This window comes from Pseudomonas sp. BAY1663, assembly GCF_000582595.1.
GTDB classification, from domain to species: Bacteria; Pseudomonadota; Gammaproteobacteria; order Pseudomonadales; family Pseudomonadaceae; genus Stutzerimonas; species Stutzerimonas stutzeri_AF.
Genome location: NZ_AZSV01000021.1, coordinates 14305 through 38457, shown reverse-complemented (window position 1 = coordinate 38457; position 24153 = coordinate 14305). Strand labels below are relative to the sequence as shown.

The window sequence follows — 24153 nt, the reverse complement described above, 5'->3', positions numbered from 1 at the left end:
AGGATTTAAAAGACGTGCCCGTTGTTCTGTAATCGACCCAACGAAACGCTAAGGGATACGGACCATGTTCAGGTCGCTGCTGCCATTGTTGATCGCCGCGCTGCCTGGGTTCGGCATGTCCCTGGGCGTCTCGGCCGAGGAGCAGCTCGCCCTGTTCTCTGCCGACGGCTACCGCCAGACGCAATACCGCAGCCCCACACCGGCCACGGCCGAGGGCGCCAGAACGCTGGATACAGCGGCGTTGCAGGCACTGCTGGCGGAAAACCCCGATGTGGTCCTGGTGGACGTCTACCGCAGCCAATGGTTGGCGGGGCGCTTCATCGAAAGCGAGCCCCACGCCAATCTGCCCGGCAGCGTGTGGCTCGCCAATACCGGCGATGGCACACTGCAACCCGAATGGGCGAACCATTTCAGCGAAAGCCTGGCCCGTATCACCCAGGGCAATAGCGACCGGCCGCTGGTGTTCTATTGCCGCTCCGACTGCTGGCTGGGCTGGAATGCCACCAGGCGCGCTCACGCGCTGGGCTATACGAAGCTGTACTGGTACCGTGACGGCGTGGACGGCTGGGAGCAGGCCGGTCTGCCGCTACACCCCGCGACCCCGGAGCCCTTGCGTAGCACCGAATGAACATGCCCCACCATAATCACAACAAAGAGGTGACCGGCCTTGTACAAGATTCTCATTGCCGACGACCATCCGCTGTTTCGCGAAGCCATCCATAACGTCATCCGCGACGGCTTCCCCGACAGCGAAATCCTGGAAACCGCCGACCTCGAAAGCGCGCTGGCACTGACGCTCGAGCACGACGACCTCGATCTGGTCCTGCTCGACCTCAACATGCCCGGCATGCACGGGCTGAACGGGTTGATCAACCTGCGCAACGAGGCCCCGACGATTCCCGTGGTAATCGTCTCGGCCGAGCAGGACAAGCAGATCGTGCTGCAGGCGATCACCTACGGCGCGGTCGGTTTCATCACCAAGTCCTCGCCGCGGGCGCAGATGACCGAGGCCATCGAGCAGATTCTCAACGGCAACGTCTACCTGCCCTCGGACATCATCCGCAGCCAGAAGAGCGCCAGCCGCCATGCGCATCACAACGAGCCGTCGATCCCGCCGGAGCTGTTGCAGGCGCTGACCCGCAAGCAGCTGCTGGTGCTCGAACGCATGACCAAGGGCGAATCCAACAAGCAGATCGCCTACAACCTCGACATCGCCGAGACCACGGTCAAGGCCCATGTCTCGGCGATCCTGCGCAAGCTCAACGTGCACAACCGGTACAGGCGATCCTCTCGGCCGGCGACATCGACTTCACCGCCTATCTGCGTCGCTGACCCCCTCCCCGAAGTGCGGCTGCGGAGCCGGACTAGTCGCTCGTCCGGCTCCCCTCGAACCAGGCCAGCTTCTCGCGCAGCTGTACCACCTCGCCGACGATCAGCAACGTCGGCGCCTGCACGTTTTCCCGCGCAACGAGTTCAGCAAGCGTGTCCAGGGTGCCGGTGAAGACCCGCTGGCTGCTGGTGGTCCCCTGCTGCACCAGCGCAGCGGGCGTTTCCGCCGCTCGGCCATGGGCGATCAACTGCCGGCAAATCACCGGCAGCCCCACCAGGCCCATGTAGAACACCAGCGTCTGCCCCGGCGCCGCCAGTTCCGCCCATGGCAGGTCGCAACTGCCGTCCTTGAGATGGCCGGTAACGAAGCGCACCGACTGGGCGTGGTCGCGATGGGTCAGCGGGATGCCGGCATAGGCCGCGCAACCGCTGGCGGCGGTGATGCCGGGCACCACCTGGAACGGCACGCCATGGGCGGCCAGTTCCTCGATCTCCTCGCCGCCACGGCCGAAGATGAACGGGTCGCCGCCCTTCAGGCGCAGCACGCGCTTGCCCTGCCGGGCCAATGCGACCAGCTTCTGGTTGATCTGCTCCTGCGGCACGGCATGCGCCGAGCGCTGCTTGCCGACATAGATGCGATCCGCATCGCGCCGGCAGAGGTCGATGATCGCCGGGGCGACCAGCCGGTCGTAGAGCACCACGTCGGCCTGCTGCATCAGCCGCAAGGCGCGGAACGTCAGCAGGTCCGGGTCGCCCGGGCCGGCGCCCACCAGATAGACCTCCCCCAGCGCCCGCGGCGCGGCACCGGCCAGCTTCTCCGTCAGCAGGCGTTCGGCCTCGGCCACGCGCCCGGCCAGCGCCTGTTCGGCGATGGGGCCCTGGAAGGTTTCCTCCCAGAACACCCGGCGCTGCTGGACGTTGGAAAACGCCGCCTTGACCTGCGCCCGAAACTGCTTCGCCAGCCCGGCCAGCTGCCCATAGGCCGCGGGAATCCAGGTTTCGATGCGCGCCCGGATCAACCGCGCCAGCACCGGCGCATCGCCGCCGCTGGAGACGGCGATCACCAGCGGCGAACGATCGACGATGGCCGGGAAGATCACGCTGCACAGCTGCGGCGAGTCGACCACGTTCACCGGTATGCCGAGTGCGTGGGCATCTTGCGACACCGAGGCGTTCAGCGGCTCGTCGTCGGTGGCGGCGATGGCCAGTACGCAGCCTGGCAGGTCCCGCTGGTCATAACCGCGATCGAGACACTCCCCGCCGCCCTGCGCCACCAGCTCGGCCAGTTGGGCCTCGATGCTCGGCGCCACCACCCGTAGCCGGGCGCCGGCCTCGTTCAGCAGGCGGGCCTTGCGCAGGCGACCTCGCCGCCCCCGACGATCAGCACCGTGCGGCCCTTGAGGTTGTGGAACAGCGGGAGGTATTCCATGGGCGAATCCTGGAAGTCGTTGAAGATACGGGCATCACAGCCGTTACGGCGGTGATGCCCCTTGTCGAAGATCAAGGATCCCTGATCGACCGTCAGCCCCGCGCCGCGGACCTAGCCGATGATTTCGATTCCGCCCATATAGGGCTTGAGCACGTTCGGCACGAGGATGCGGCCGTCGGCCTGCTGGTAGTTCTCCAGTACCGCGACCAGCGTACGGCCGACCGCCAGGCCCGAGCCGTTGAGGGTGTGCACCAGCTCCGGCTTGCCGGTTTCCGGGTTGCGATAACGCGCTTGCATGCGGCGTGCCTGGAAGTCGCCGCAGTTGGAGCAGGAGGAAATCTCGCGGTACTTGTCCTGGCTCGGCACCCAGACTTCCAGGTCGTAGGTCTTGGTCGCGCCGAAGCCCATGTCGCCGGTGCACAATGCCAGCACGCGGTACGGCAGCTCGAGCAGCTGCAGGACCTTCTCGGCATTGGCGGTCAGTTCCTCCAGCGCCTCGAACGACTTCGACGGTTCGACGATCTGCACCATCTCGACCTTGTCGAACTGGTGCTGGCGGATCATGCCGCGGGTGTCGCGGCCGGAAGCACCGGCCTCGCTGCGAAAGCACGGGGTATGCGCGACGAACTTCAGCGGCAGTTGCCTGGCATCGAGGATCTCGCCGGCAACGATGTTGGTCAGCGAGACTTCGGCGGTGGGAATCAGGTAGAAGTCCGCCTCGCCTTCACGGGCGATCTTGAACAGGTCTTCCTCGAACTTCGGCAGCTGGCCGGTGCCCTGCAGCGCCGGCGCCTGCACCAGGTACGGGGTGTAGGCCTCCTCGTAGCCGTGCTCGCGGGTATGCAGGTCGATCATGAACTGCGCCAGCGCCCGGTGCAGACGTGCGATCGGTCCGCGCATCAGGCGAAACGCGCGCCCGAGAGTTTCGCCGCGGTCTCGAAGTCGAGCCAACCGTGCTGCTCGCCGAGGGCGACGTGGTCCTGCACGGTGAAGTCGAAGCGCTTCGGCGTGCCCCAGCGGCGCACCTCGACGTTCTCGTCCTCATCCGATCCGACCGGCACCGATTCGTGCGGCAGGTTGGGAATGCTCAGCATCAGCTGGTCCAGCTCGCCCTGGATATGCTCCAGTTCCTGCTTGCCGGATTCGAGTTCCGAGCCCATGCGATCCACGTCGCGAGCAGCGGCGCGATGTCTTCGCCGCGCTGCTTGGCCTGGCCGATGGACTTGGAGCGGGCGTTGCGCTCGGCCTGGAGTTGTTCGGTGCGGGTCTGCACGGTCTTGCGCTGGGCTTCCAGCGCCTCGATGCGCGCCACGTCCAGCTGGTAGCCACGGGTCGCCAGGCGGGCTGCCACGTCCTGTAGCTGGGTGCGTACCAGTTTCGAATCAAGCATTGTCGGTCTCGTCTATGAAAGCTTGGATGATGAGCGAAGAGGGAGCGAAGTTTACTGTGAACCGGCGAGCGTTCATAACCTGGCGAGCGCCAGCCCGGCCCAGGCCGCCAGCAGGCCGCCGAACACACTGATGCCGACGTAGGCGAAGGCGATCGCCAGTTGGCCGCTTTCCAGCAGCCGGAGCGCATCCAGCGAGAAACTGGAGAAGGTCGTCAGCGCCCCGAGAAAGCCGATGATCAGTGCGCCGCGCAGCTCCGGGGAAACATCCGGCCGAGTGAGAAACGTCGCGTAGAGATAGCCGATCAGCAGGCAGCCGAGCAGGTTCACCGCCAGCGTGGCCAGGTAGAAATGGCGTGGCCACTGCGTGCCGACCCAGTTGGCGGCGGCGAAGCGCAGCAGCGTACCGATCACGCCCCCACAGGCGACGGCAAAGGCCATGCGGATCATCATTTTCTCCGTTGTATCGGGCTTTCGCGGTCGAGCCGCGCCAGGTGTTCGAGTTTGTCGCGAATCTTGCTTTCCAACCCACGCGGCACCGGCTGGTAATACCGCCGTGGCGTCATGGCCTCGGGGAAATAGTCCTCGCCGGCCGCATAGGCATCCGGCTCGTCATGGGCATAGCGGTATTCGTTGCCATAGCCGAGTTCCTTCATCAGCTTGGTCGGTGCATTGCGCAGATGCAGCGGCACCTCCTGCGAACCGTTCTCGGCGGCATCGCGCATGGCTGCCTTGAAGGCGGTGTAGACCGCGTTGCTCTTCGGCGCGCAGGCCAGGTAGACGATGGCCTGCGCCACCGCCAACTCCCCTTCCGGGCTGCCCAGGCGTTCCTGCACGTCCCAGGCATTCAGGCACAGTGGCAAGGCGCGCGGATCGGCATTGCCGATATCCTCGCTGGCCATGCGCACCACGCGGCGGGCGATGTACAGCGGGTCGCAGCCGCCATCGAGCATGCGTGCGTACCAGTACAGCGCCGCATCGGGATTGGAGCCGCGCACCGACTTGTGCAACGCGGAGATCTGGTCGTAGAACGCCTCGCCGCCCTTGTCGAAGCGCCGGCGGCTGTCGCCGAGCAGGTCCTGCAGCAGCTCGGTGCTGATGGTGCCGCCCTCCTCGGCCAGGTCGGAGGCGTTCTCCAGCAGGTTGAGCAGCCGCCGACCATCACCGTCGGCCGCCGCCAGCAGCATCTGGAAGCTCTCCTCCGGCAGTTCGAGGTGCAGATCGCCGAGGCCCTTCGGTTCGTTCAGCGCCCGCCCGACCAGCTTGCGCAGCGCCGCCTCGTCCAGGCTTTTCAGTACATAGACGCGGGCCCGCGAGAGCAGTGCGTTGTTCAGTTCGAACGAGGGGTTCTCGGTGGTGGCGCCGATGAAGATCAGCGTGCCGTCTTCCACATACGGCAGGAAGGCATCCTGCTGAGACTTGTTGAAGCGATGCACCTCGTCGACGAACAGAATGGTGCGGCGCCCGTACTGGGCCGCCTGCTGCTTGGCGATCTCCACCGCCTGGCGGATCTCCTTGACCCCGGCGAGCACCGCGGAAACCGTCTCGAAGTGCGCGTCGGAGACCTTGGCCAGCAGCCGCGCCAGGGTGGTCTTGCCGACCCCGGGCGGGCCCCAGAACACCATCGAATGCAGCGCGCCCTGCTCCAGCGCCTCGCGCAGTGGCTTGCCGCGGGCAAGCAGGTGCTCCTGCCCGACGTACTCGTCGAGGCTGGCGGGGCGCAGCCGCGCGGCGAGCGGCTGGGCGACGGGTTCGCGGCTGAACAGGTCCATTGCGGACGGTTACCTCTGCTGTCGGGGCCCGCGCGTGCGGGCCCCTCGGAACGGATGCCGGGTCATTCGGCGATGACGTCGGCGCCCTCGGGGATCTTGAAGGTGAACAGGTCGGCCTTCAGCGGCTGGTTCATCTTCACGCCCATGAACAGGATGTTGGTGCGCTGGCCGACGCTGTCGACCAGTTGCATGTCGTTGATCACCCCGCCCCGGAACGACAGCCGCAGGTTGTCGAACAGCGTGTCCTTGGCCTTGGGTTTCAGGGTGAAATCGACGACGTCGCCGGCTTCCTTGTGCGACACCTCGAAGTTCTCGCTGATGCTGGAAACGTCACCGGAGAGCAGCAGCGCCGGCGTATGGGTCAGGCGCTGGTCGAGCTGCTGGATGGTGACCTGCTCCAGGTCCGGGTCGTACAGCCAGACCTGCTTGCCATCGGACACCAGCAGCTGCTCCATCGGCGCATCGGTGTGCCAGCGGAACTGGCCGGGGCGCTTGAGCGCCAGTTCGCCGGAGGTTTCCTGCAGCTGGGTGCCGCTGCCATCGAGCGAAAGCTGGGAAAAGCGCCCGGTCAGGGTTTCGGCCTGGTTGAGCAGGCCGGTCAGGCGTTGGGTGGACGCGGCCTGATCGGCCTGAGCCGGAACCAGGGCGAACATCAGGACAGATGCACACAGCAGGCGGATCAATTGCATGAAGCCCTCGAAGCGATTCAATCGCGGATAGGCGGCGGCGCGATGACTTCGCGCGAGCCATTGGTATTCATGGATGTCACCACGCCGGCCATTTCCATGGCCTCGATCATCCGTGCGGCGCGGTTGTAGCCGATCTTCAGCTTGCGCTGCACGGCGGAGATCGATGCGCGGCGGCTCTCGGTGACGAAGCGCACGGCCTCGTCGTACAGCGGGTCCTCCTCGCTGCCTTCGCCACCGCCCTCGCCACCGCCGCCATCGAAGCCGCTGCCGGACTCTTCCACGCCGGCGAGGATGTCTTCGATATAGTCGGGCGCGCCACGCGCCTTCCAGGCCTCGACCACGCGGTGCACCTCGTCATCGGAAACGAAGGCGCCGTGCACGCGGATCGGCAGGCCGGTGCCCGGCGGCAGGTAGAGCATGTCGCCGTGGCCGAGCAGCTGTTCGGCGCCCCCCTGGTCGAGGATGGTGCGCGAGTCGATCTTGCTCGACACCTGGAACGCCATGCGGGTCGGGATGTTGGCCTTGATCAGGCCGGTGATCACGTCCACCGAGGGCCGCTGGGTGGCGAGGATCAGGTGGATGCCCGCCGCCCGCGCCTTCTGCGCGATACGCGCGATCAGCTCTTCGACCTTCTTGCCGACGATCATCATCATGTCGGCGAATTCGTCCACCACCACGACGATGGTCGGCAGGGGTTTCAGTGGCGGCGGCTGGTCATCCATGTTCTCGCGGCGGAACAGCGGGTCGGTGAGCGGCGTACCCGCCTCCTCGGCTTCCTTGACCTTGCGGTTGAAGCCGGCCAGGTTGCGCACGCCCATGGCCGCCATCAGCTTGTAGCGCCGTTCCATCTCGGCGACGCTCCAGCGCAGCGCGTTGGCCGCCTCCTTCATGTCGGTGACCACCGGGCAGAGCAGGTGCGGGATACCCTCGTAGATCGACAGCTCGAGCATCTTCGGGTCGATCATGATCAGCCGCGCCTCTTCCGGCGTCGACTTGAACAGGATCGACAGGATCATCGCGTTGACCCCCACCGACTTGCCCGAGCCGGTGGTGCCCGCCACCAGCAGGTGCGGCATCTTCGCCAGGTCGGCGATCACCGGGTGGCCGCCGATATCGTGGCCCAGGGCGAGGGTGACCGGCGACTTGGCGTCGTCGTAGGGCGCCGACGACAGCACTTCGGAGAAGCGCACGATCTGCCGGTCCTCGTTGGGCACCTCGATGCCCACGGTGGTCTTGCCGGGGATCACCTCGACCACGCGCACGCTGACCATGGCCATCGAGCGCGCCAGGTCCTTGGCCAGGTTGGAGATACGGCTGACCTTCACCCCCGCGGCGGGCTGGATCTCGAAACGGGTAATCACCGGACCGGGATGCACCGACTCGACCACCACCTCGACGCCGAACTCCTTGAGCTTGATCTCCAGCAGCCGCGACATGGCCTCCAGCGACTCGGGGGAGAACTGCTTCTGCTTCTTCTCGGCGACGTCGAGAATGGAAATCGGCGGCAGGCTGCCTTCGATGGCGCTGTCGACGAACAGCGGCGCCTGCTTTTCCTTGAGCACGCGCTTGCTCGGCTCGGCGGCCTTCGGCGCTGGCGGTGGCGCGATCACCGGGGCGATGCGCTTGTCGCGCTCGCTCATGTGCTTGGCCAGGGCTTCGTCACGCTCAATGATGCGCTCCTTGACCTTGGCCTGTTCGCGGCGGTCACGCACCATTAGCGCCGCCACCTCGTTGACGACCTCGTCCGCCTCGCGCAACTGGGCCACCAGTTGCTTGCGCTCGGCGCGGGCATCCCACCAACGGCTGAAGAAGCTCTGGATCAGCTCGATCAGGTCCAGGGTGATCTTGCCGGTGATGTCCATCACCTTGAACCAGGAAAGGTCGGTAAAGACCGTCAGGCCGAAAAGAAAGAACGCCAGCAGTGCGAGCGTACTGCCCTGCACATTCAGCGACAGCACCGCCAGTTGGCCGAGGCTTTCCCCCAGCGCTCCCCCCGCGGAGGCCGGCAGGCCGTTGGCCGACTGGAAATGGATATAGGCCAGCGCCGAACCGGAGAGCACCAGGAACACCAGGCCGATCAGACGCCAGGAGAACAACCAGCCATTCCAGCTCCAGGCTGATGGCGCGCGCGAAAGATCTGCCAGGTCTTGATACCCAGCAGCAGGGGGAACAGGTAGGCGAAATAGCCAGGGCCATGAACAGGATGTCGGCGAACCAGGCGCCGGCACGGCCCGCGGCATTGTGGACCTGCTCGACATTGCTGGTGTGGGTCCAGCCCGGATCGGCCGGGTCGTAGGTGAGCAAGGCCATCCACAGGTAGGCGCAGAGCGCACCGAGCGCTATCAACGCGCCTTCCTTGAGGCGATAGTGCAATTGTTGTCGCCAGACGGACGCCGGCGCGGTAGATGAGGAATTCTTCAAAACGCTTTCTATCCTGCGCCTGGGGCGCTCGATGATCCGTAGTCAGCCAGAACGCTGGCATTGTACGGGTTTGTCGATTCGATGGCATGCCGGTTCCGCGGCGGCTCGGGCTTTTGTCGAGGCTTCGGTGTAGCATAAACGCCCGATTTCGCAGCGCGGCTCGACTGGAGCACGCTTCTCTATTTGCAACAAAGGCTTATGAGGGCTTTTTATGAGTGAAGTCAAGCATTCGCGTCTGATCATCCTCGGCTCGGGCCCGGCCGGCTATACCGCTGCGGTATATGCTGCCCGCGCCAACCTGAAGCCGCTGATGATCACCGGCATCCAGCCCGGCGGCCAGCTGACGACCACCACCGAGGTCGACAACTGGCCCGGCGACGTCGAAGGCCTGACCGGCCCCGACCTGATGGTGCGCATGCAGAAACACGCCGAACGCTTCGATACCGAGATCGTCTTCGATCACATCCATACGGCGGAGTTGCAGCAGCGCCCCTTCATCCTCAAGGGCGACAGCGGCAGCTACAGCTGCGACGCGCTGATCATCGCCACCGGCGCCTCGGCGCAGTATCTGGGCCTGCCGTCGGAAGACGCCTTCGCCGGCCGCGGCGTATCCGCCTGCGCCACCTGCGATGGCTTCTTCTACCGCAACCAGGTGGTCGCGGTGGTCGGGGGCGGCAACACCGCCGTCGAGGAAGCGCTGTACCTGTCCAACATCGCCAAGGAAGTGCATCTGATCCACCGTCGCGACAAGCTGCGTTCGGAGAAGATCCTGCAGGACAAGCTCATGGACAAGGCGACCAACGGCAATATTCGCCTGCACTGGAACCATACCCTCGAGGAAGTGCTGGGCGACGCCAGCGGCGTGACCGGGGTACGCCTGAAGAGCACGCTGTCCGGCGAAGAGACCAAGCTCGGCCTGGCCGGCGTATTCATCGCCATCGGCCACAAACCGAACACCGACCTGTTCCAGGGCCAGCTGGAGATGAAGGACGGTTACCTGAAGATCAAGGGCGGCGGCGAAGGCGATGCGACCTGCACCAGCATTCCCGGCGTGTTCGCCGCCGGCGACGTGGCCGACCACGTCTATCGCCAGGCGATTACCTCCGCCGGCGCCGGCTGCATGGCCGCGCTGGATGCCGAAAAATACCTCGACAACTGATCGACCGGCGGGTGCTCGCACCCGCCCTCCCCTATTCCGCGTAGCGATATGCTGACCTGGCTGAAACGCGACGAACTCATCTTTCCTCCCCTCGACAAGGCACTGCGTGAGCCCAACGGCCTGCTGGCGGCCGGTGGCGACCTGAGCCCCGAGCGCCTGCTGGCCGCCTATCGCCATGGCTGTTTTCCCTGGTACCAGGACGGCCAACCCCTGCTCTGGTGGTCGCCCGATCCACGTACCGTGCTGTACCCGAATGAACTGCATGTCTCGCGCAGCCTGCGCAAGCGGCTGCGCCAGGGAGGCTACCGAGTCACCTTCGACCAGGCCTTCGCCGACGTGATCAAGGGCTGCGCAGGCCCGCGCAGCTACACCGACGGAACCTGGATCACCACACCCATGCAGCAGGCCTACCTCAGGCTGCATGCAATGGGCGTGGCGCATTCGGTTGAAGTCTGGCAGGGCGAGCAGCTCGTCGGGGGACTCTACGGACTGGCGATGGGTGGGCTATTTTTCGGCGAGTCGATGTTCAGTCGAGCCACCGATGCGTCGAAGGTGGGGTTCGTAACGCTGGTCGAGCATCTGCGCGATTGGGGCTTCGCGCTAATCGACTGCCAGATGCCCACACGCCACCTGGAAAGCTTCGGCGCCCGCAGCATTCCCCGCGCAGTGTTCGCCCAGGCGCTCGCCGAACATCTGGATCGCCCCAGTACCGCCGACTGGAGCGCCTAGTCTGCTACGGCAAGCTGACCTACACTTGAGCTCATGATTTCTGAGAGTTGACCATGACTTCACTGGCTCGCCTCAAGTTCTACGCCACCCAGCCGCATGCGTGCAGCTACCTGCCCGACGAACAGGCCACGACGCTGTTTCTCGACCCAAGCCAGCCGATGGATGTTCAGGTATATGCGGAATTGTCGGAGATGGGCTTCCGGCGCAGTGGCGACCACCTCTACCGCCCGCATTGCCAGCGCTGCTCGGCGTGCATCCCGGCGCGCATTCCGGTGCGCGCACGCAACCTCAGCCGCCAACAGAAGCGCATCCTCAAGCGCAATGCCGACCTGCAGGTCAGGGGCGTGCGCCCGAGTTTCAGCGAAGAACTCTATGCGCTCTACGCCACCTATATCGAACGCCGCCATGCCGACGGCGACATGTATCCTCCCAGCCGCGACCAGTTCAACACCTTCCTCGTGCGCGATCTGCCTTTCTGCCGCTTCTACGAGTTCCGTCTGCATGGCCGCCTGCTGGCCGTCGCGGTGACCGATGTGCTGCCAAACGGGCTTTCCGCGGTCTACACCTTCTACGACCCGGATGAAGAACGGCGCAGCCTGGGCCGCTATGCGATTCTCTGGCAGATCGGCGAGGCGGCCCGCCTCGGTCTGGAGGCCGTTTATCTCGGCTACTGGATCAAGAACTGCCGGAAGATGAACTACAAGACCGAATACCGTCCGATCGAACTGCTGGTCAACCAGCGCTGGGTGACGCTCAGCTGAAGCCCTTGGCTCACCGGCCCATTTCGGGCACAATGCTTGCCGCTTTTGCCCGCGCAGGCTTGTGCCGGGCCAATCATTAGAACACCGAGGACTTTACTGAATGTCGAAAGAAGACAGCTTCGAAATGGAAGGTACTGTCGTCGACACCCTGCCCAACACCATGTTTCGTGTGGAGTTGGAAAATGGGCACGTCGTTACTGCGCACATCTCCGGCAAGATGCGCAAGAACTACATCCGGATTCTTACCGGTGACAAGGTTCGCGTGGAGCTGACCCCCTACGATCTGAGCAAGGGTCGCATCACCTACCGCGCCCGCTAAGCGAGACGCGAGAAAAACGCCCGGCCCTGACCGGGCTTTTTTGTGTCTGCTATCCCTGGCGCTCACCCTTCGGGCCGTCGCTGCACGACGTCAAAAACTTCTCCCGGACGTTTTTTGTGTCTACCATCAGCGCCCGGCGGTATGGAAAAGCCCCGCAGGGTGTAATGCTGTTCACTTAACGGCTCAAGCTGGATGCCGGATCACATGTAGGAGCGGGCCACGCCCGCGATTCGCGCGCATGGCGCGCTCCTACAACGTACTCTCTGTGCTTATCTGAACAGCATTACCGTAGAGGGTGGGCTGAAGCGGAACGCCGCCCGGCCCACCCTACCAGTCGACGCCCCGATAAGGGCGAGCCCATCCAATTACTGCGTGCGGGCCCTGCAACAGATAGAAGAAAGAAAAACGCCCGGCATTTGCCGGGCGTTCGACGCTACGAAACGATCAGGCCAACTCGGCCGTGGTTTCGAACTCGAAGAACGGCTCGCCGTCTCGAATATCGACATGCACCACGCCGCCATGCTCGGCCAGCTCGCCGAACAGGATCTCCTCCGCCAATGGGCGCTTGATCTTGTCCTGGATCAGCCTGGCCATAGGCCGCGCCCCCATCTGCGCATCGTAGCCATGCTCAGCCAGCCAGCTGCGCGCGGCATCCGAGACCTCCAGCGTCACATGCTTGTCCTCGAGTTGCGCCTGCAGTTCGATGAGGAACTTGTCGACGATGCTCTTGATGACTTCGTGACTCAGCCGGCCGAACTGGATGATGGTGTCCAGACGGTTGCGGAACTCCGGCGTGAAGCTCTTCTTGATCACTTCCATGGCATCCGAGGCATGGTCCTGCAAGGTGAAGCCGATGGAAGCCCGCGCCGCGGTTTCCGCCCCCGCATTGGTGGTCATGATGATGATCACGTTGCGAAAATCGGCCTTGCGCCCGTTGTTGTCGGTAAGCGTACCGTGGTCCATGACCTGCAGTAGCAGGTTGAAGACTTCCGGGTGGGCCTTCTCGATCTCGTCGAGCAGCAGCACGCAATGGGGCTGTTTGGTAATCGCTTCCGTCAGCAGACCGCCCTGGTCGAACCCGACGTACCCCGGAGGCGCACCGATCAACCGAGAAACGGTATGCCGCTCCATGTATTCGGACATGTCGAAGCGTATCAGCTCCACCCCCAGCGCCCGCGCCAGCTGCCGCGCCGCCTCGGTCTTGCCGACACCGGTCGGCCCGGCGAAGAGGAACGAGCCGACCGGCTTGTCGGGCGCCTTGAGTCCCGCACGGGACAGCTTGATGGCAGTGGCCAGCGAATCGATCGCATCGTCCTGGCCGAACACGGTGAGCTTGAGATCGCGCTCGAGATTGCGCAGCAACTCCTTGTCCGAACTGCTGACGTGCTTGGGCGGAATGCGTGCGATCTTCGCCACGATGTTCTCGACCTGTTCGACGTCGATGCACTTGACTCGCTTCTCTTCCGGCTGCAGGCGCTGATAGGCACCCGCCTCGTCGATCACGTCGATCGCCTTGTCCGGCATGTGCCGATCATTGATGTAGCGCGACGCGAGTTCGGCGGCCGCACGGAGCGCCTCGTCGCTGTACTCGATATGGTGATGCTGCTCGAAACGCCCCTTGAGTCCGCGCAAAATCCCGATGGTGTCCTCGACCGACGGCTCGCTCACGTCCACCTTCTGGAAGCGCCGCGCCAGGGCGCGATCCTTCTCGAAAATGCCGCGGAACTCCTGGAACGTGGTGGAACCGATACAACGAATTTCGCCGGAAGAGAGCAGCGGCTTGAGCAGGTTCGAAGCATCCATCACGCCGCCGGATGCCGCGCCGGCACCGATGATGGTGTGGATCTCGTCGATGAAGAGAATGGCATGCGGCCGCTTACGCAGCTCACCGAGCAACGCCTTGAAGCGCTTCTCGAAATCGCCGCGGTATTTCGTACCGGCCAGCAGCGCCCCGAGGTCCAGCGAGTAGACGACGCTATCGGCCAACAGATCGGGCACCTGATTGTCGACGATTCGCTTCGCCAGCCCTTCGGCGATGGCGGTCTTGCCGACACCGGCCTCGCCCACCAGCAGCGGATTGTTCTTGCGACGGCGCGCCAGAATCTGCGCCACCCGCTCGACTTCGTGCTCACGCCCCACCAGCGGATCGATCCGCCCCTGGCGCGCCAGCTCGTTCAGGTTGCTGGCATAGGCATCCAGCGGATTGCCCGAGGTTCCCGGTTCGCCGCCTTCTTCATCCTGCATTTCCGTGTCACCCTCTGGATTGCCGGCGCTGCCAGGAACCTTGGAAATACCATGCGCGATGTAGTTGACCACATCGATACGCGCCACATTCTGCTGCTTGAGCAGGAACACGGCCTGGCTTTCCTGTTCGCTGAAAATGGCCACCAGCACGTTGGCTCCGGTGACTTCGCGCTTGCCGGAACTCTGCACATGGAATACCGCGCGCTGCAGGACACGCTGGAAGCCTAGGGTGGGCTGGGTTTCTCGCTCCTCATCATGCTGCGGGATGAGCGGCGTGGTGGAGTCAATGAACTCCTGGAGATCATGCCGCAACTTGTCCAGGCTGGCGCCGCAGGCACGCAATACCGTTGCGGCCGCTTCATTGTCCAGTAGGGCCAACAGGAGGTGTTCAACCGTCATGAATTCATGGCGCTTGGTACGTGCCTCTTTGAAAGCCAGATTCAGAGTGACTTCGAGTTCACGGTTCAACATAGCTTTCACCTCTTCCCCAGCAGTCGGGAGTTAACCGTCCTTCTCGATCTCACAAAGCAGCGGGTGCTGGCATTCCCTTGCATATTGATTGACTTGCATCGCTTTGGTTTCGGCAACGTCACGGGTATACATCCCGCACACCGCTCGCCCCTCGGTATGAACAGCCAGCATGATCCTGGTCGCCTGCTCCCTGCTGTGGTTGAAGATGTCTTCCAGCACCTCGACGACGAAGTCCATGGGCGTGTAGTCATCATTGAACATGACAACTTTGTACATCGGAGGTGCCTTCAATTCCGGCTTGGCTTCCTGAACCGCCAGGCCGGAGGCGTCATCCTCGTCCCCTAGAGGCCGATCCTGATTGAATGTTAGTCGAATCTGAGCAATTGCATGCATGCGCATAACGGTTCTAGGTCGTGGCGTCGGGGCCAGATGAAAGGTGGACAGCTTCGCAGCCAGCTGACGAGTCGCCTTGACTATCGGCAAAACGGTGATACAAACAGTATGTGCCTACAAGGGCAAACGGGTTGCGCAACATGAGGCCTCGGGCTGCATAAGCGCGGAATGAAATGGATGTTACTCCAGTAATGGACTCCTTTGCAGAGGGACAACAGCATGCTAAGCGGTAAGGTCAAGTGGTTCAACAACGCCAAGGGCTACGGCTTCATCGTAGCAGACGGCGGCGATGAGGACCTGTTCGCCCACTACTCGGCCATCCAGATGGAAGGCTATCGCACTCTCAAGGCTGGGCAAGCGGTCATGTTCAATATTCTGCAGGGTCCCAAAGGCCTTCATGCGACCGATATCAGGCCGCAGCAGACCACATCCGAAGCTGCAACCCCGGCTTCCCAGACGGCCTCCGCGGTGGACGCCTGACTCTCTCGAGGCAATAAATAAAAAAGGCCGATCGCACGATCGGCCTTTTTGTCATCAGCCGGATTACATATGGCTGATCATGGCATCGCCGAACTGCGAGCAGGACATCAACTGCGCGCCCTCCATCAGGCGCTCGAAGTCGTAGGTGACGGTCTTCGCCGCAATGGCGCCTTCGGTCGCCTTGATGATCAGGTCGGCCGCCTCGATCCAGCCATATGCCGCAGCATCATTTCGGCGGAGAGAACCAGCGAGCCGGATTGACCTTGTCCTGGCCGGCATACTTCGGCGCCGTGCCATGAGTGGCCTCGAACATCGCCACGGTATCGGAGAGGTTGGCCCCCGGGGCGATACCGATACCACCCACCTCTGCCGCCAGGGCATCGGACAGGTAGTCGCCGTTCAGGTTGAGCGTGGCGATCACATCGTATTCGGCAGGACGCAGCAGGATCTGCTGCAGCATGGCGTCGGCGATCGCATCCTTGACCACGATGTTCTTGCCGGTATTGGGGTTCTTGAACTGCATCCACGGGCCGCCGTCCAGCAGCTCCGCAGCGAACTCGTCACGCGCCACCTCGTAGCCCCATTCCTTGAAGGCACCCTCGGTGAACTTCATGATGTTGCCCTTGTGGACGATGGTCACGGAGCTGCGGTCGTTGTCCACCGCGTATTGCAGCGCCTTGCGGACCAGCCGCTTGGTGCCCTCCTGCGAAACCGGCTTGATGCCAATGCCGCAATTCTCGGTGAAGCGAATCTTCTTGACGCCCATTTCCTCGGTGAGGAACTTGATGACCTTTTCCGCCTCGGGGGAACCGGCCTTCCATTCGACGCCGGCGTAGATGTCCTCGGAGTTCTCGCGGAAGATCACCATATCCACGTCACCCGGCTTCTTGACCGGGCTCGGCACGCCGGTGAACCAGCGAACCGGGCGCTGGCAGACATAGAGGTCCAGCTCCTGGCGCAAGGCAACGTTCAGCGAGCGGATACCACCGCCTACCGGAGTGGTCAGCGGTCCCTTGATGGACACCACGTAGTCGCGGACGGCTTCCAGGGTTTCCTTCGGCAACCAGGTATCCTGGTCGTAGACCTGGGTGGCCTTCTCGCCAGCAAAGACTTCCATCCAGGCGATCTTGCGCGCACCGCCATAAGCCTTTTGAACCGCCGCATCCACGACCTTGATCATCACCGGACTGATGTCGACGCCGATACCGTCCCCCTCGATATAAGGGATGATCGGATTGTCGGGAACATTCAGGGTGTTATCGGCATTGACGGTGATTTTGTCACCGCTGGCAGGCACCTGGATCTTTTGGTATCCCATGCTGGACTCCGTCTTCGTGGTTGAACATCGTCGTCTTTGAGAGTAACCCACTCGAATTGACTGAAACTATATGTGCGTTCGTCTTATGTGCAAGGCCATTCTGTGAGATGCCGGCGCGATGGTATACTGCGCCGATGACTAACAAGTCATAAGGGACGAGCCTGTCTTTCAGTAGAAGACCCGCCTCTTGAAACCGTCGAGTTGCTACCACGCTCATCGGTTCCAAACGCTCGACACTCTATTGGTGTATCCATCATCACCGCGGCGAAATCCCGCTTCTGGCTCGACGAGAAGAAAAGCCAGAGCGCCCTACCCTGCGCACCCGGGATTCTGTGCACGCCCAGCAAGAAGAGAGTTAACGCTAAATGTCCACCCCTTCGAAGATCATCTATACCTTCACCGACGAAGCCCCAGCCCTCGCCACCTATTCGCTTCTTCCCATTGTAGAAGCCTTCGCAGCCTCCGCTGACATTGCCGTCGAAACACGCGACATCTCTCTTGCAGGGCGCATTCTTGCAAGCTTTGCTGACCAGTTGGCTGCCGACAAACGAGTGGACGACGATCTGGCCAAGCTGGCCGAACTGACCACCCAGCAGACGCCAACATCATCAAACTGCCGAACATCAGCGCCTCGGTTCCCCAGCTCAAGGCCGCTATCGCCGAACTGCAGGGCCTCGGCTACAACATCCCGAACTTCCCCGAAGACCCGCAGACCGACGCCGAGAAAGAAATCCGCGCGCGTTACAGCAAGGTCCTCGGCAGTGCCGTGAACCCGGTGCTGCGCGAAGGCAACTCCGACCGCCGCGCCCCGGCCGCCGTGAAGGCCTACGCCCGCAAGCACCCGCACTCCATGGGCAAGTGGAGCAAGGCTTCGCAGTCCCACGCCGACTACATGCGCGGCGGTGATTTCTTCTCCAGCGAACAATCCATCACCATGGACAAGGCTGGCGACGTGCGCATCGAGTTCGTCGGCAAGGACGGCCAGGTCGAGGTCAAGAAACAGCTCGCCCTGCTGGAAGGCGAAGTGCTCGACGGCATGTTCATGAGCTGCAAGAAACTGCGGGCCTTCTTCGAAGACACCCTGCAGGACTGCAAGGAAACCGGCGTGATGTGGTCCCTGCACGTCAAGGCGACCATGATGAAGATCTCCCACCCGATCGTCTTCGGCCATGCCGTGAGCGTCTACTACAAGGACGTGTTCGACAAGTATGGCGATCTGTTCAAGGAGCTGGGCGTCAACCCGAACAACGGCCTGAGCAGCGTCTACGACAAGATCAAGTCGCTACCCGCCTCGCAGCAGGAAGAGATTCTGCACGACATCCACGAGGTCTACAGCCACCGTCCGGAAATGGCGATGGTCGACTCGGTCAAGGGCATCACCAACCTGCACATCCCGAGCGACGTGATCGTCGATGCTTCCATGCCGGCGATGATCCGCAACTCCGGCCAGATGTGGGGCAAGGACGGCAAGCAGAAAGACACCAAGGCGGTGATGCCGGAAAGCACCTACGCCCGCATGTACCAGGAGATGATCAACTTCTGCAAGACCAACGGCGCCTTCGACCCGACCACCATGGGCAGCGTGCCGAACGTCGGCCTGATGGCGCAGAAGGCCGAGGAATACGGCTCCCACGACAAGACCTTCGAGATGACCGCCGATGGCACCATGCGCGTGGTCGACGCCGACGGCAAGGTGCTGATGCAGCATGAAGTGGAAGCCGGCGACATCTGGCGCGCCTGCCAGACCAAGGACGCACCGATCCGCGACTGGGTCAAGCTGGCCGTCACCCGCGCCCGCCAGTCCAGCACCCCGGCGATCTTCTGGCTGGACCCGGAGCGCGCCCACGACAACGAGCTGCGCAAGAAGGTCGAGCTGTACCTGAAGGACTATGACCTGACCGGCCTGGATATCCGCATGATGGGCTACAACGAAGCCATCCGCGTGTCCATGGAGCGCATGATCCGCGGCCAGGACACCATCTCGGTGACCGGCAACATCCTGCGCGACTACCTGACCGACCTGTTCCCGATCATGGAGTTGGGCACCTCGGCCAAGATGCTGTCGATCGTTCCGCTGATGGCCGGCGGCGGCATGTACGAGACCGGTGCCGGCGGCTCGGCCCCCAAGCACGTGCAGCAGCTGCTGGAAGAGAACTACCTGCGCTGGGACTCCCTGGGCGAGTTCCTGGCCCTGGCCGTCTCTCTGGAAGACACCGGGATCAAGACCGGCAATACCAAGGCCAAGATCCTGAGCAAGACCCTCGACGAAGCCACCGGCAAGCTGCTGGACAACAACAAGTCCCCGGCACGCAAGGTCGGCCAGATCGACAACCGCGGCAGCCACTTCTACCTGGCTCTGTACTGGGCCCAGGCGCTGGCCGCCCAGGACGAGGACGCCGAACTGAAGGCACACTTCGCCCCGCTGGCCAAGGCCCTGACCGAGCAGGAAGCGACCATCGTCGCCGAACTCGCTGCCGTCCAGGGCAAGCCGGCGGATATCGGCGGCTACTACCGCTCCAACCCGGAACTGACCAGCAAGGTGATGCGCCCCAGCACCACCTTCAACGCTGCCCTGGCTGCGTTGAACGCCTGAGTCGCTCGCTGAGCGTCACCACGAACCCCGGCCTTGCGCCGGGGTTCGTGTTTCCAGGGGCTTGCGACTGCTATGATCGCGGCATTTCCCGCAAGGCACCCTCTTTTATGGACTGGCACCCTCACGTCACCGTCGCCACCGTGGTCGAAGACCAGGGGCGTTTCCTGCTGGTGGAAGAACTCAAGGCCGGGCGCTTGGTCTTGAATCAGCCGGCAGGCCATCTGGAAGCCAATGAGACCTTGCGCCAGGCCGCCGTGCGCGAAACGCTCGAGGAAACCGGCTGGGACGTCGAGCTCACGGGGGTCATAGGCATCTATCTGTACACCGCGCCGAGCAACGGCGTGACCTATCAACGCGTCTGCTTCGCCGCCAAGGCACTGCGGCACGACCCGCAACGCCCGTTGGACGATGGCATCGTCGGCGCACCCTGGCTGAGCCGCGAGGAGCTGGTTGCGCAGCCGGAACGCTGGCGCAGCGAGCTGGTGGCACGCTGCATCGACGATTACCTATGCGGCCCGCTGCACCCACTGGATGTGGTTCGCGATTGAACGCGACTTAGTCTTGCCGCCGCCGGCCTGCTAGAATTCGGTCCTTTTTGCAGCCCCTTCAGCGAATCCCTATGTCTGTTTCGATCCTCACCGCCCCGGAAAAAACCCGCGTCATCGTCGGCATGTCCGGCGGCGTGGACTCTTCCGTTTCCGCCCTCCTGCTCCTCGAGCAGGGCTACCAGGTCGAAGGCCTGTTCATGAAGAACTGGGAAGAGGACGATGGCACGGAATACTGCACCGCCAAGGAAGACCTGGCCGACGCCCAGGCCGTGTGCGACCGGATCGGCATCAAGCTGCACACCGCCAATTTCGCCGCCGAGTACTGGGACAACGTCTTCGAGCACTTCCTTGCCGAATACAAAGCCGGGCGAACCCCCAACCCGGACATCCTCTGCAACCGTGAAATCAAGTTCAAGGCCTTCCTCGACTATGCGCTGATGCTCGGCGCCGACCTCATCGCTACCGGTCATTACGTGCGCCGCCGCGATGTGGATGGCCGCAGCGAGCTGCTCAAGGGGCTGGATCCGAACAAGGACCAGAGCTACTTCCTGCACGCGGTCGGCGGCGAGCAGCTGGGCAAGACCCTGTTCCCCGTTGGCGAGCTGGAAAAGCCCGAGGTACGCGCCATCGCCGAGAAATACGGCCTGGCCACCGCCAAGAAGAAGGATTCCACAGGTATCTGCTTCATCGGCGAACGCCGCTTCAGCGACTTCCTCAAGCAGTACCTCCCGGCCCAACCAGGCGACATCGAAACCATCGATGGCGAAGTGATCGGCCGCCACCATGGCCTGATGTACCACACCATCGGTCAGCGCCAGGGCCTGGGCATCGGCGGCCTCAAGGATGCCGGCGACGAGCCTGGTACGTGCTGAGCAAGGACCTGCAGCGCAATGTCCTGGTGGTCGGCCAGGGCAATGATCACCCTTGGCTTTTCTCGCGTGCCCTGCTGGCTTCGGAAATCTACTGGGTCAACCCTCTGGACGTTGTCGAGCCACTGCAGCTGACCGCCAAGGTGCGCTATCGCCAGAGCGACCAGCCCTGCAGCCTGGAGAAGACTGCCAGCGGCTACCGCGTGGTGTTCGACGCGCCCCAGCGCGCAGTAACGCCTGGGCAGTCGGTCGTGCTCTACGACGGCGAGGTCTGCCTGGGCGGTGGCGTGATCGAACAGGCGGAGCCCTGGTTCGAGGGTCGCCCATGAGCACGCTGAACGAACAACTGGTCGCCCTTGGCGCGGTCTTCGAGGCCGCCACCCTGGTAGACCGCATCGCTCGTACCGGCCAGGTACCCGCCGCTGCGCTCGGCTGCCTGCTCGGCAGCCTGCTGGTGCGCAACCCGCAGACCACGCTGGAGATCTATGGCGGCGACGACCTCAACCTGCGCGACGGCTACCGGGCGCTGGTCGGCGCACTGGAGCGCGACAGCAGCAGCCTGCAACGCGAGCCGCTGCGCTATGCGCTGGCGATGATCGGACTGGAGCGCCAGTTGGCCAAGCGCGACGACATGCTCCAGGTGATCGGCAGCCGGCTGGACTCGATCCAGCAACAGGTCGAGCACTTCGGCATCGCTCACGAGAATGTCATCGCGTCCTTCGGTGGGCTGTATCAGGACACCCTCAGCACCTTCCGCCAGCGCATCCAGGTCCAGGGCGACATGCGCCACCTGCAGCAGACGAACAATGCCGCCAAGATCCGCGCGCTGCTGCTCGCCGGCATCCGCTCTGCCCGCCTCTGGCGCCAGCTCGGCGGGCACCGCTGGCAGATGGTGTTCGGGCGCCGCAAGCTGCTCGATGCGCTCTATCCGAAAGTGCGCTCACCCCAGGGCGACGACCGCTGAACCCGGACGAACCGTGCTATTGCGCGGTTTTCACCGCCTCTACCGTGGCGCCGTCGACGATGCTGTCCGGCGGATGTACGACTACCCGGTCGTGTTCGCTCAAGCCCGTCAACACTTGGGCGTGGATGCCGTTGTTGCGACCGATCTCCACTTCCCGCAGGCGCGCCGTTGCCTCCTCGACCACGAAGGTCATCCAGCGATTGCCTCGGCGGAAAAGAGCCCCGGTGGGCACCTGCAACACCTGATCGTCATGCCAGGTGACGATGCGGGCCTCGACCCTGTAGCGATCCCCCAGCATCCGGGCCGGCAGATCGAGGAAATCCACCCGCACCTTGACGCGCTGCTCCTCGACGCCGAGCGCGGAAATCTTGGTGAAGCCGCCCTGCTCGACCAATGCGACCCTGCCGCGTAGCGGGTGGTCGCCGCCCCATTGCTCGATGATCACCTCAGCGCCCGGCGCTACCCCGACGGCGTCGCTGGATAACAGCTCGATCTCGGCTTCCAGGTCCTGCAGGTCGCCCACCTCAAGCAGCGGCTGGCCAGCGGCGACGACCCGGGCATTTTCCTCGAATACGTTGAGCACGTGACCGCTGACCGGAGCGACGAGCTGCAGCGGTGACCCCTTGCCTGCCGGCGCCACGCCCTGCATCAGAGCCGCCTGTGCCTGCTCGACCTCGAACCCTGCGACATCCAGGGCAAAGCGAGCAGCGCTCGTCTCGCGCTTGCGCACCTGCAACTGGCTGCTCGCCTGGTCCCAGGCCTGCTCGGTAACGGTGCCGCTCTTGCGCAGCACGTCGGCGCGCGCGAATTCCTTCTGCGCCAGTTCGAGCACGGCTTCGCTGCGCTCGAACTCGGCCTGGCGCTGCAGCCTGAGCCGCTGTGCCGCCTGCAGCGCCGCTTCCGCCTGCGCCTTGCTGCGCGGGTCGAGAAAACCGGCCGACTCCGGATGAAGTACCGCCAAGACAGTCTGCCCGGCAGTCACCGGCGCCCCCGCGCGCAATGGGATGCGCTCGAGAAAGCCCGCCACCGGCGGCGATACCACGTAGCGCTGGCGGATGCGCGTCTTGCCCTCCTCGAAAACACTGACGGTAAGCGGCCCGACGCTGACGGCAGCGGTTTCCACCGGAATCGGCTTCGGCCAGAAGCTCACCACCAACAGCGCCAGCAGCAACGCTGCGAAGCCCCAGGGTAGCCACTTCTTCCAACCTTTCGAATTCTTCTTCATGAGCAGCTCAATCCCGCGCCTTCAATACATCCAGCAAGTCCAGTTGGCGGATACGACGTCCGATCACGATAAACGACAGTGCCGAGGAAAGCAGTATGACCAGCACCGCGCTGGCATAGGTTCTAGAGGTGAACAGCAACGGGAAGCGCACCGTCTCGGTACTCGACAGTTCGACCATCAGCTGGGTCAGCTGATTGCCGGCGTACAGGCCGAAAGGAAGCGCCAGCAATGTCAGCATGGCAAGTTCGCTGAGCAGCACGCCCGTCACTTCTCGCGGCGTGAAACCCACCACACGCAGCGTCGCCAGTTCCCGGCTACGCTCGGACAGGGCAATGCGCGCGCCGTTGTAGACGACACCACAGGCAACGACCACGGCGAACAGCAGGTAGATGCCCTGCATGATGCCCATCATCTCCCCGGTGGTCTCCTCGAAGCTGGCGCGTGCGTTGGCGGAAATGCTCAGGCCGGCGATACGCGGCGCCTCCTTGACCTTCACCAGGAAGGCATCCCAATAGGCCTGGTCTACCGTCAGGTGCGCCCCGCTCAGCGTGCCGCCTTCGCGCATGTACCGGCGCAGCACGTCGATATCGAGATAGGCCCCCAGCCCGGCGAAGTCGGTAATGCTGCCGACCACCGTGACGTGCAGAACGGGCCTGCGCCCCTCCTGTACCTCGACCTGCACCGTATCGCCGGGCGAAACGCCGAGCACATCGGCCAGCTTCTCGGACAGCAGCATGCCTTGTAACGGCATGGCCACCGCCCGCCCCTGCACATCCAGCACCCGGTTCAACTGGCTGTCGCGCCCCATCCCGGTCAACGACACGCGCCGCTCGTGGTGCCCGAAGCGCAGCCGCGCCGGCACGCTGCGGAACGGCTCGACGTGCAGTACCCCGGGCAGTTGCCCGATGGCGCTGAGCGCCGAGGCGGAACCGGGCTCGATGAGCGACAGCGTGACATCCTGGCGCTGCGCCTGGTTCCACTGGAAATCCATCAGGTAGTCGATGCTGTCCCTCATGGCCCCAGGCAGGATCGGTATGGCCGTCGCCAGCATCA

The 24153-nt window shown here is 63.7% G+C and carries 16 protein-coding genes and 7 pseudogenes; 11 read left to right on the top strand and 12 right to left on the bottom strand.

The features are described from left to right. Positions 1-64 precede the first annotated feature (64 nt). Both BAY1663_RS08550 and BAY1663_RS23530 read left to right on the top strand, forming a co-directional pair. Entirely contained in the window at positions 65-628 is a 564-nt protein-coding gene (locus tag BAY1663_RS08550; RefSeq protein ID WP_037039522.1) for a PQQ-dependent catabolism-associated CXXCW motif protein, read from the top strand. A 39-nt stretch (positions 629-667) separates the two neighbouring features. After that, positions 668-1332, top strand: a pseudogene (locus tag BAY1663_RS23530) (response regulator). A gap of 32 nt (positions 1333-1364) precedes the next feature. Here the strand turns inward: BAY1663_RS23530 and cysG are convergent. The 7 genes and pseudogenes from cysG to BAY1663_RS25880 form a co-directional block, all read right to left on the bottom strand. Next, a pseudogene (cysG, locus tag BAY1663_RS08540) lies at positions 1365-2758 on the bottom strand (siroheme synthase CysG). A gap of 111 nt (positions 2759-2869) precedes the next feature. Further along, positions 2870-4148: pseudogene (serS, locus tag BAY1663_RS08535) on the bottom strand (serine--tRNA ligase). Positions 4149-4220: 72 nt separating this feature from the next. After that, a complete protein-coding gene (gene crcB / locus BAY1663_RS08530) occupies positions 4221-4595 on the bottom strand; it encodes a fluoride efflux transporter CrcB (protein ID WP_037039519.1) in 375 nt (124 codons plus the stop codon). Beyond that, entirely contained in the window at positions 4595-5917 is a 1323-nt protein-coding gene (locus BAY1663_RS08525) for a replication-associated recombination protein A (RefSeq protein ID WP_037039518.1), read from the bottom strand. Before BAY1663_RS08525 ends, crcB begins: the two co-directional genes overlap by 1 nt. A 62-nt stretch (positions 5918-5979) precedes the next feature. Next, positions 5980-6606, bottom strand: coding sequence for an outer membrane lipoprotein chaperone LolA (gene lolA / locus BAY1663_RS08520; protein WP_037039553.1), 627 nt, complete (start codon positions 6604-6606; stop codon positions 5980-5982). 17 nt (positions 6607-6623) lie between these two features. Continuing rightward, positions 6624-8702 (bottom strand): DNA translocase FtsK 4TM domain-containing protein, encoded by a 2079-nt coding sequence (locus BAY1663_RS08515; protein WP_371257598.1) that lies wholly within the window; start codon positions 8700-8702, stop codon positions 6624-6626. Between the two features lie 85 nt (positions 8703-8787). Continuing rightward, positions 8788-8916, bottom strand: a pseudogene (locus BAY1663_RS25880) (DNA translocase FtsK 4TM domain-containing protein); the annotation flags it as partial. 322 nt (positions 8917-9238) lie between these two features. Between BAY1663_RS25880 and trxB the strand changes: the two are divergent. The 4 genes from trxB to infA all read left to right on the top strand — a co-directional run bounded on the left by trxB (position 9239) and on the right by infA (position 11995). Beyond that, positions 9239-10186, top strand: coding sequence for a thioredoxin-disulfide reductase (gene trxB / locus BAY1663_RS08510; protein ID WP_037039517.1), 948 nt, complete (start codon positions 9239-9241; stop codon positions 10184-10186). A 48-nt stretch (positions 10187-10234) separates the two neighbouring features. Beyond that, the gene (gene aat / locus BAY1663_RS08505) at positions 10235-10915 is read left to right on the top strand and encodes a leucyl/phenylalanyl-tRNA--protein transferase (RefSeq protein WP_037039516.1); all 681 of its coding nucleotides are present in this window, start codon (positions 10235-10237) and stop codon (positions 10913-10915) included. A gap of 53 nt (positions 10916-10968) precedes the next feature. Further along, on the top strand, positions 10969-11676 hold the full coding sequence (locus BAY1663_RS08500; protein ID WP_037039515.1) for an arginyltransferase: 708 nt from the start codon (positions 10969-10971) through the stop codon (positions 11674-11676). Between the two features lie 100 nt (positions 11677-11776). Then, positions 11777-11995: a translation initiation factor IF-1 gene (gene infA / locus BAY1663_RS08495; RefSeq protein ID WP_002553999.1), complete on the top strand. Its 219-nt coding sequence runs from the start codon at positions 11777-11779 to the stop codon at positions 11993-11995. A gap of 444 nt (positions 11996-12439) precedes the next feature. Here infA and clpA read toward each other — a convergent pair whose 3' ends face one another. Further along, the gene (gene clpA, locus BAY1663_RS08490; protein WP_037039514.1) at positions 12440-14710 is read right to left on the bottom strand and encodes an ATP-dependent Clp protease ATP-binding subunit ClpA; all 2271 of its coding nucleotides are present in this window, start codon (positions 14708-14710) and stop codon (positions 12440-12442) included. A 30-nt stretch (positions 14711-14740) separates the two neighbouring features. After that, positions 14741-15103, bottom strand: coding sequence for an ATP-dependent Clp protease adapter ClpS (gene clpS / locus BAY1663_RS08485; protein ID WP_037039552.1), 363 nt, complete (start codon positions 15101-15103; stop codon positions 14741-14743). Positions 15104-15322: 219 nt separating this feature from the next. Between clpS and cspD the strand changes: the two genes are divergently transcribed. Continuing rightward, complete coding sequence (cspD, locus tag BAY1663_RS08480) at positions 15323-15583, top strand: cold shock domain-containing protein CspD (protein WP_037039549.1); 261 nt, start codon at positions 15323-15325, stop codon at positions 15581-15583. 63 nt (positions 15584-15646) lie between these two features. Here cspD and icd read toward each other — a convergent pair. Further along, positions 15647-16901: pseudogene (gene icd, locus BAY1663_RS08475) on the bottom strand (NADP-dependent isocitrate dehydrogenase). Positions 16902-17266: 365 nt separating this feature from the next. Between icd and BAY1663_RS08470 the strand changes: the two are divergent. The 4 genes and pseudogenes from BAY1663_RS08470 to hflD all read left to right on the top strand — a co-directional run bounded on the left by BAY1663_RS08470 (position 17267) and on the right by hflD (position 21875). Continuing rightward, positions 17267-19494 (top strand): annotated as a pseudogene (locus tag BAY1663_RS08470) (NADP-dependent isocitrate dehydrogenase). A 107-nt stretch (positions 19495-19601) separates the two neighbouring features. Then, entirely contained in the window at positions 19602-20042 is a 441-nt protein-coding gene (locus BAY1663_RS08465) for an NUDIX hydrolase (protein WP_037039513.1), read from the top strand. Between the two features lie 71 nt (positions 20043-20113). Next, positions 20114-21240 (top strand): annotated as a pseudogene (gene mnmA, locus BAY1663_RS08460) (tRNA 2-thiouridine(34) synthase MnmA). Next, positions 21237-21875, top strand: a complete 639-nt coding sequence (gene hflD, locus BAY1663_RS08455; RefSeq protein WP_037039512.1) for a high frequency lysogenization protein HflD — start codon at positions 21237-21239, stop codon at positions 21873-21875. Before mnmA ends, hflD begins: the two are co-directional and overlap by 4 nt. A gap of 16 nt (positions 21876-21891) precedes the next feature. On the opposite strand, the gene BAY1663_RS08450 is transcribed toward hflD, so the two are convergent. Next, on the bottom strand, positions 21892-23100 hold the full coding sequence (locus tag BAY1663_RS08450) for an efflux RND transporter periplasmic adaptor subunit (RefSeq protein WP_037039511.1): 1209 nt from the start codon (positions 23098-23100) through the stop codon (positions 21892-21894). 7 nt (positions 23101-23107) lie between these two features. Then, positions 23108-24151: an ABC transporter permease gene (locus BAY1663_RS25125; protein ID WP_256206620.1), complete on the bottom strand. Its 1044-nt coding sequence runs from the start codon at positions 24149-24151 to the stop codon at positions 23108-23110. Positions 24152-24153: the final 2 nt, after the last annotated feature.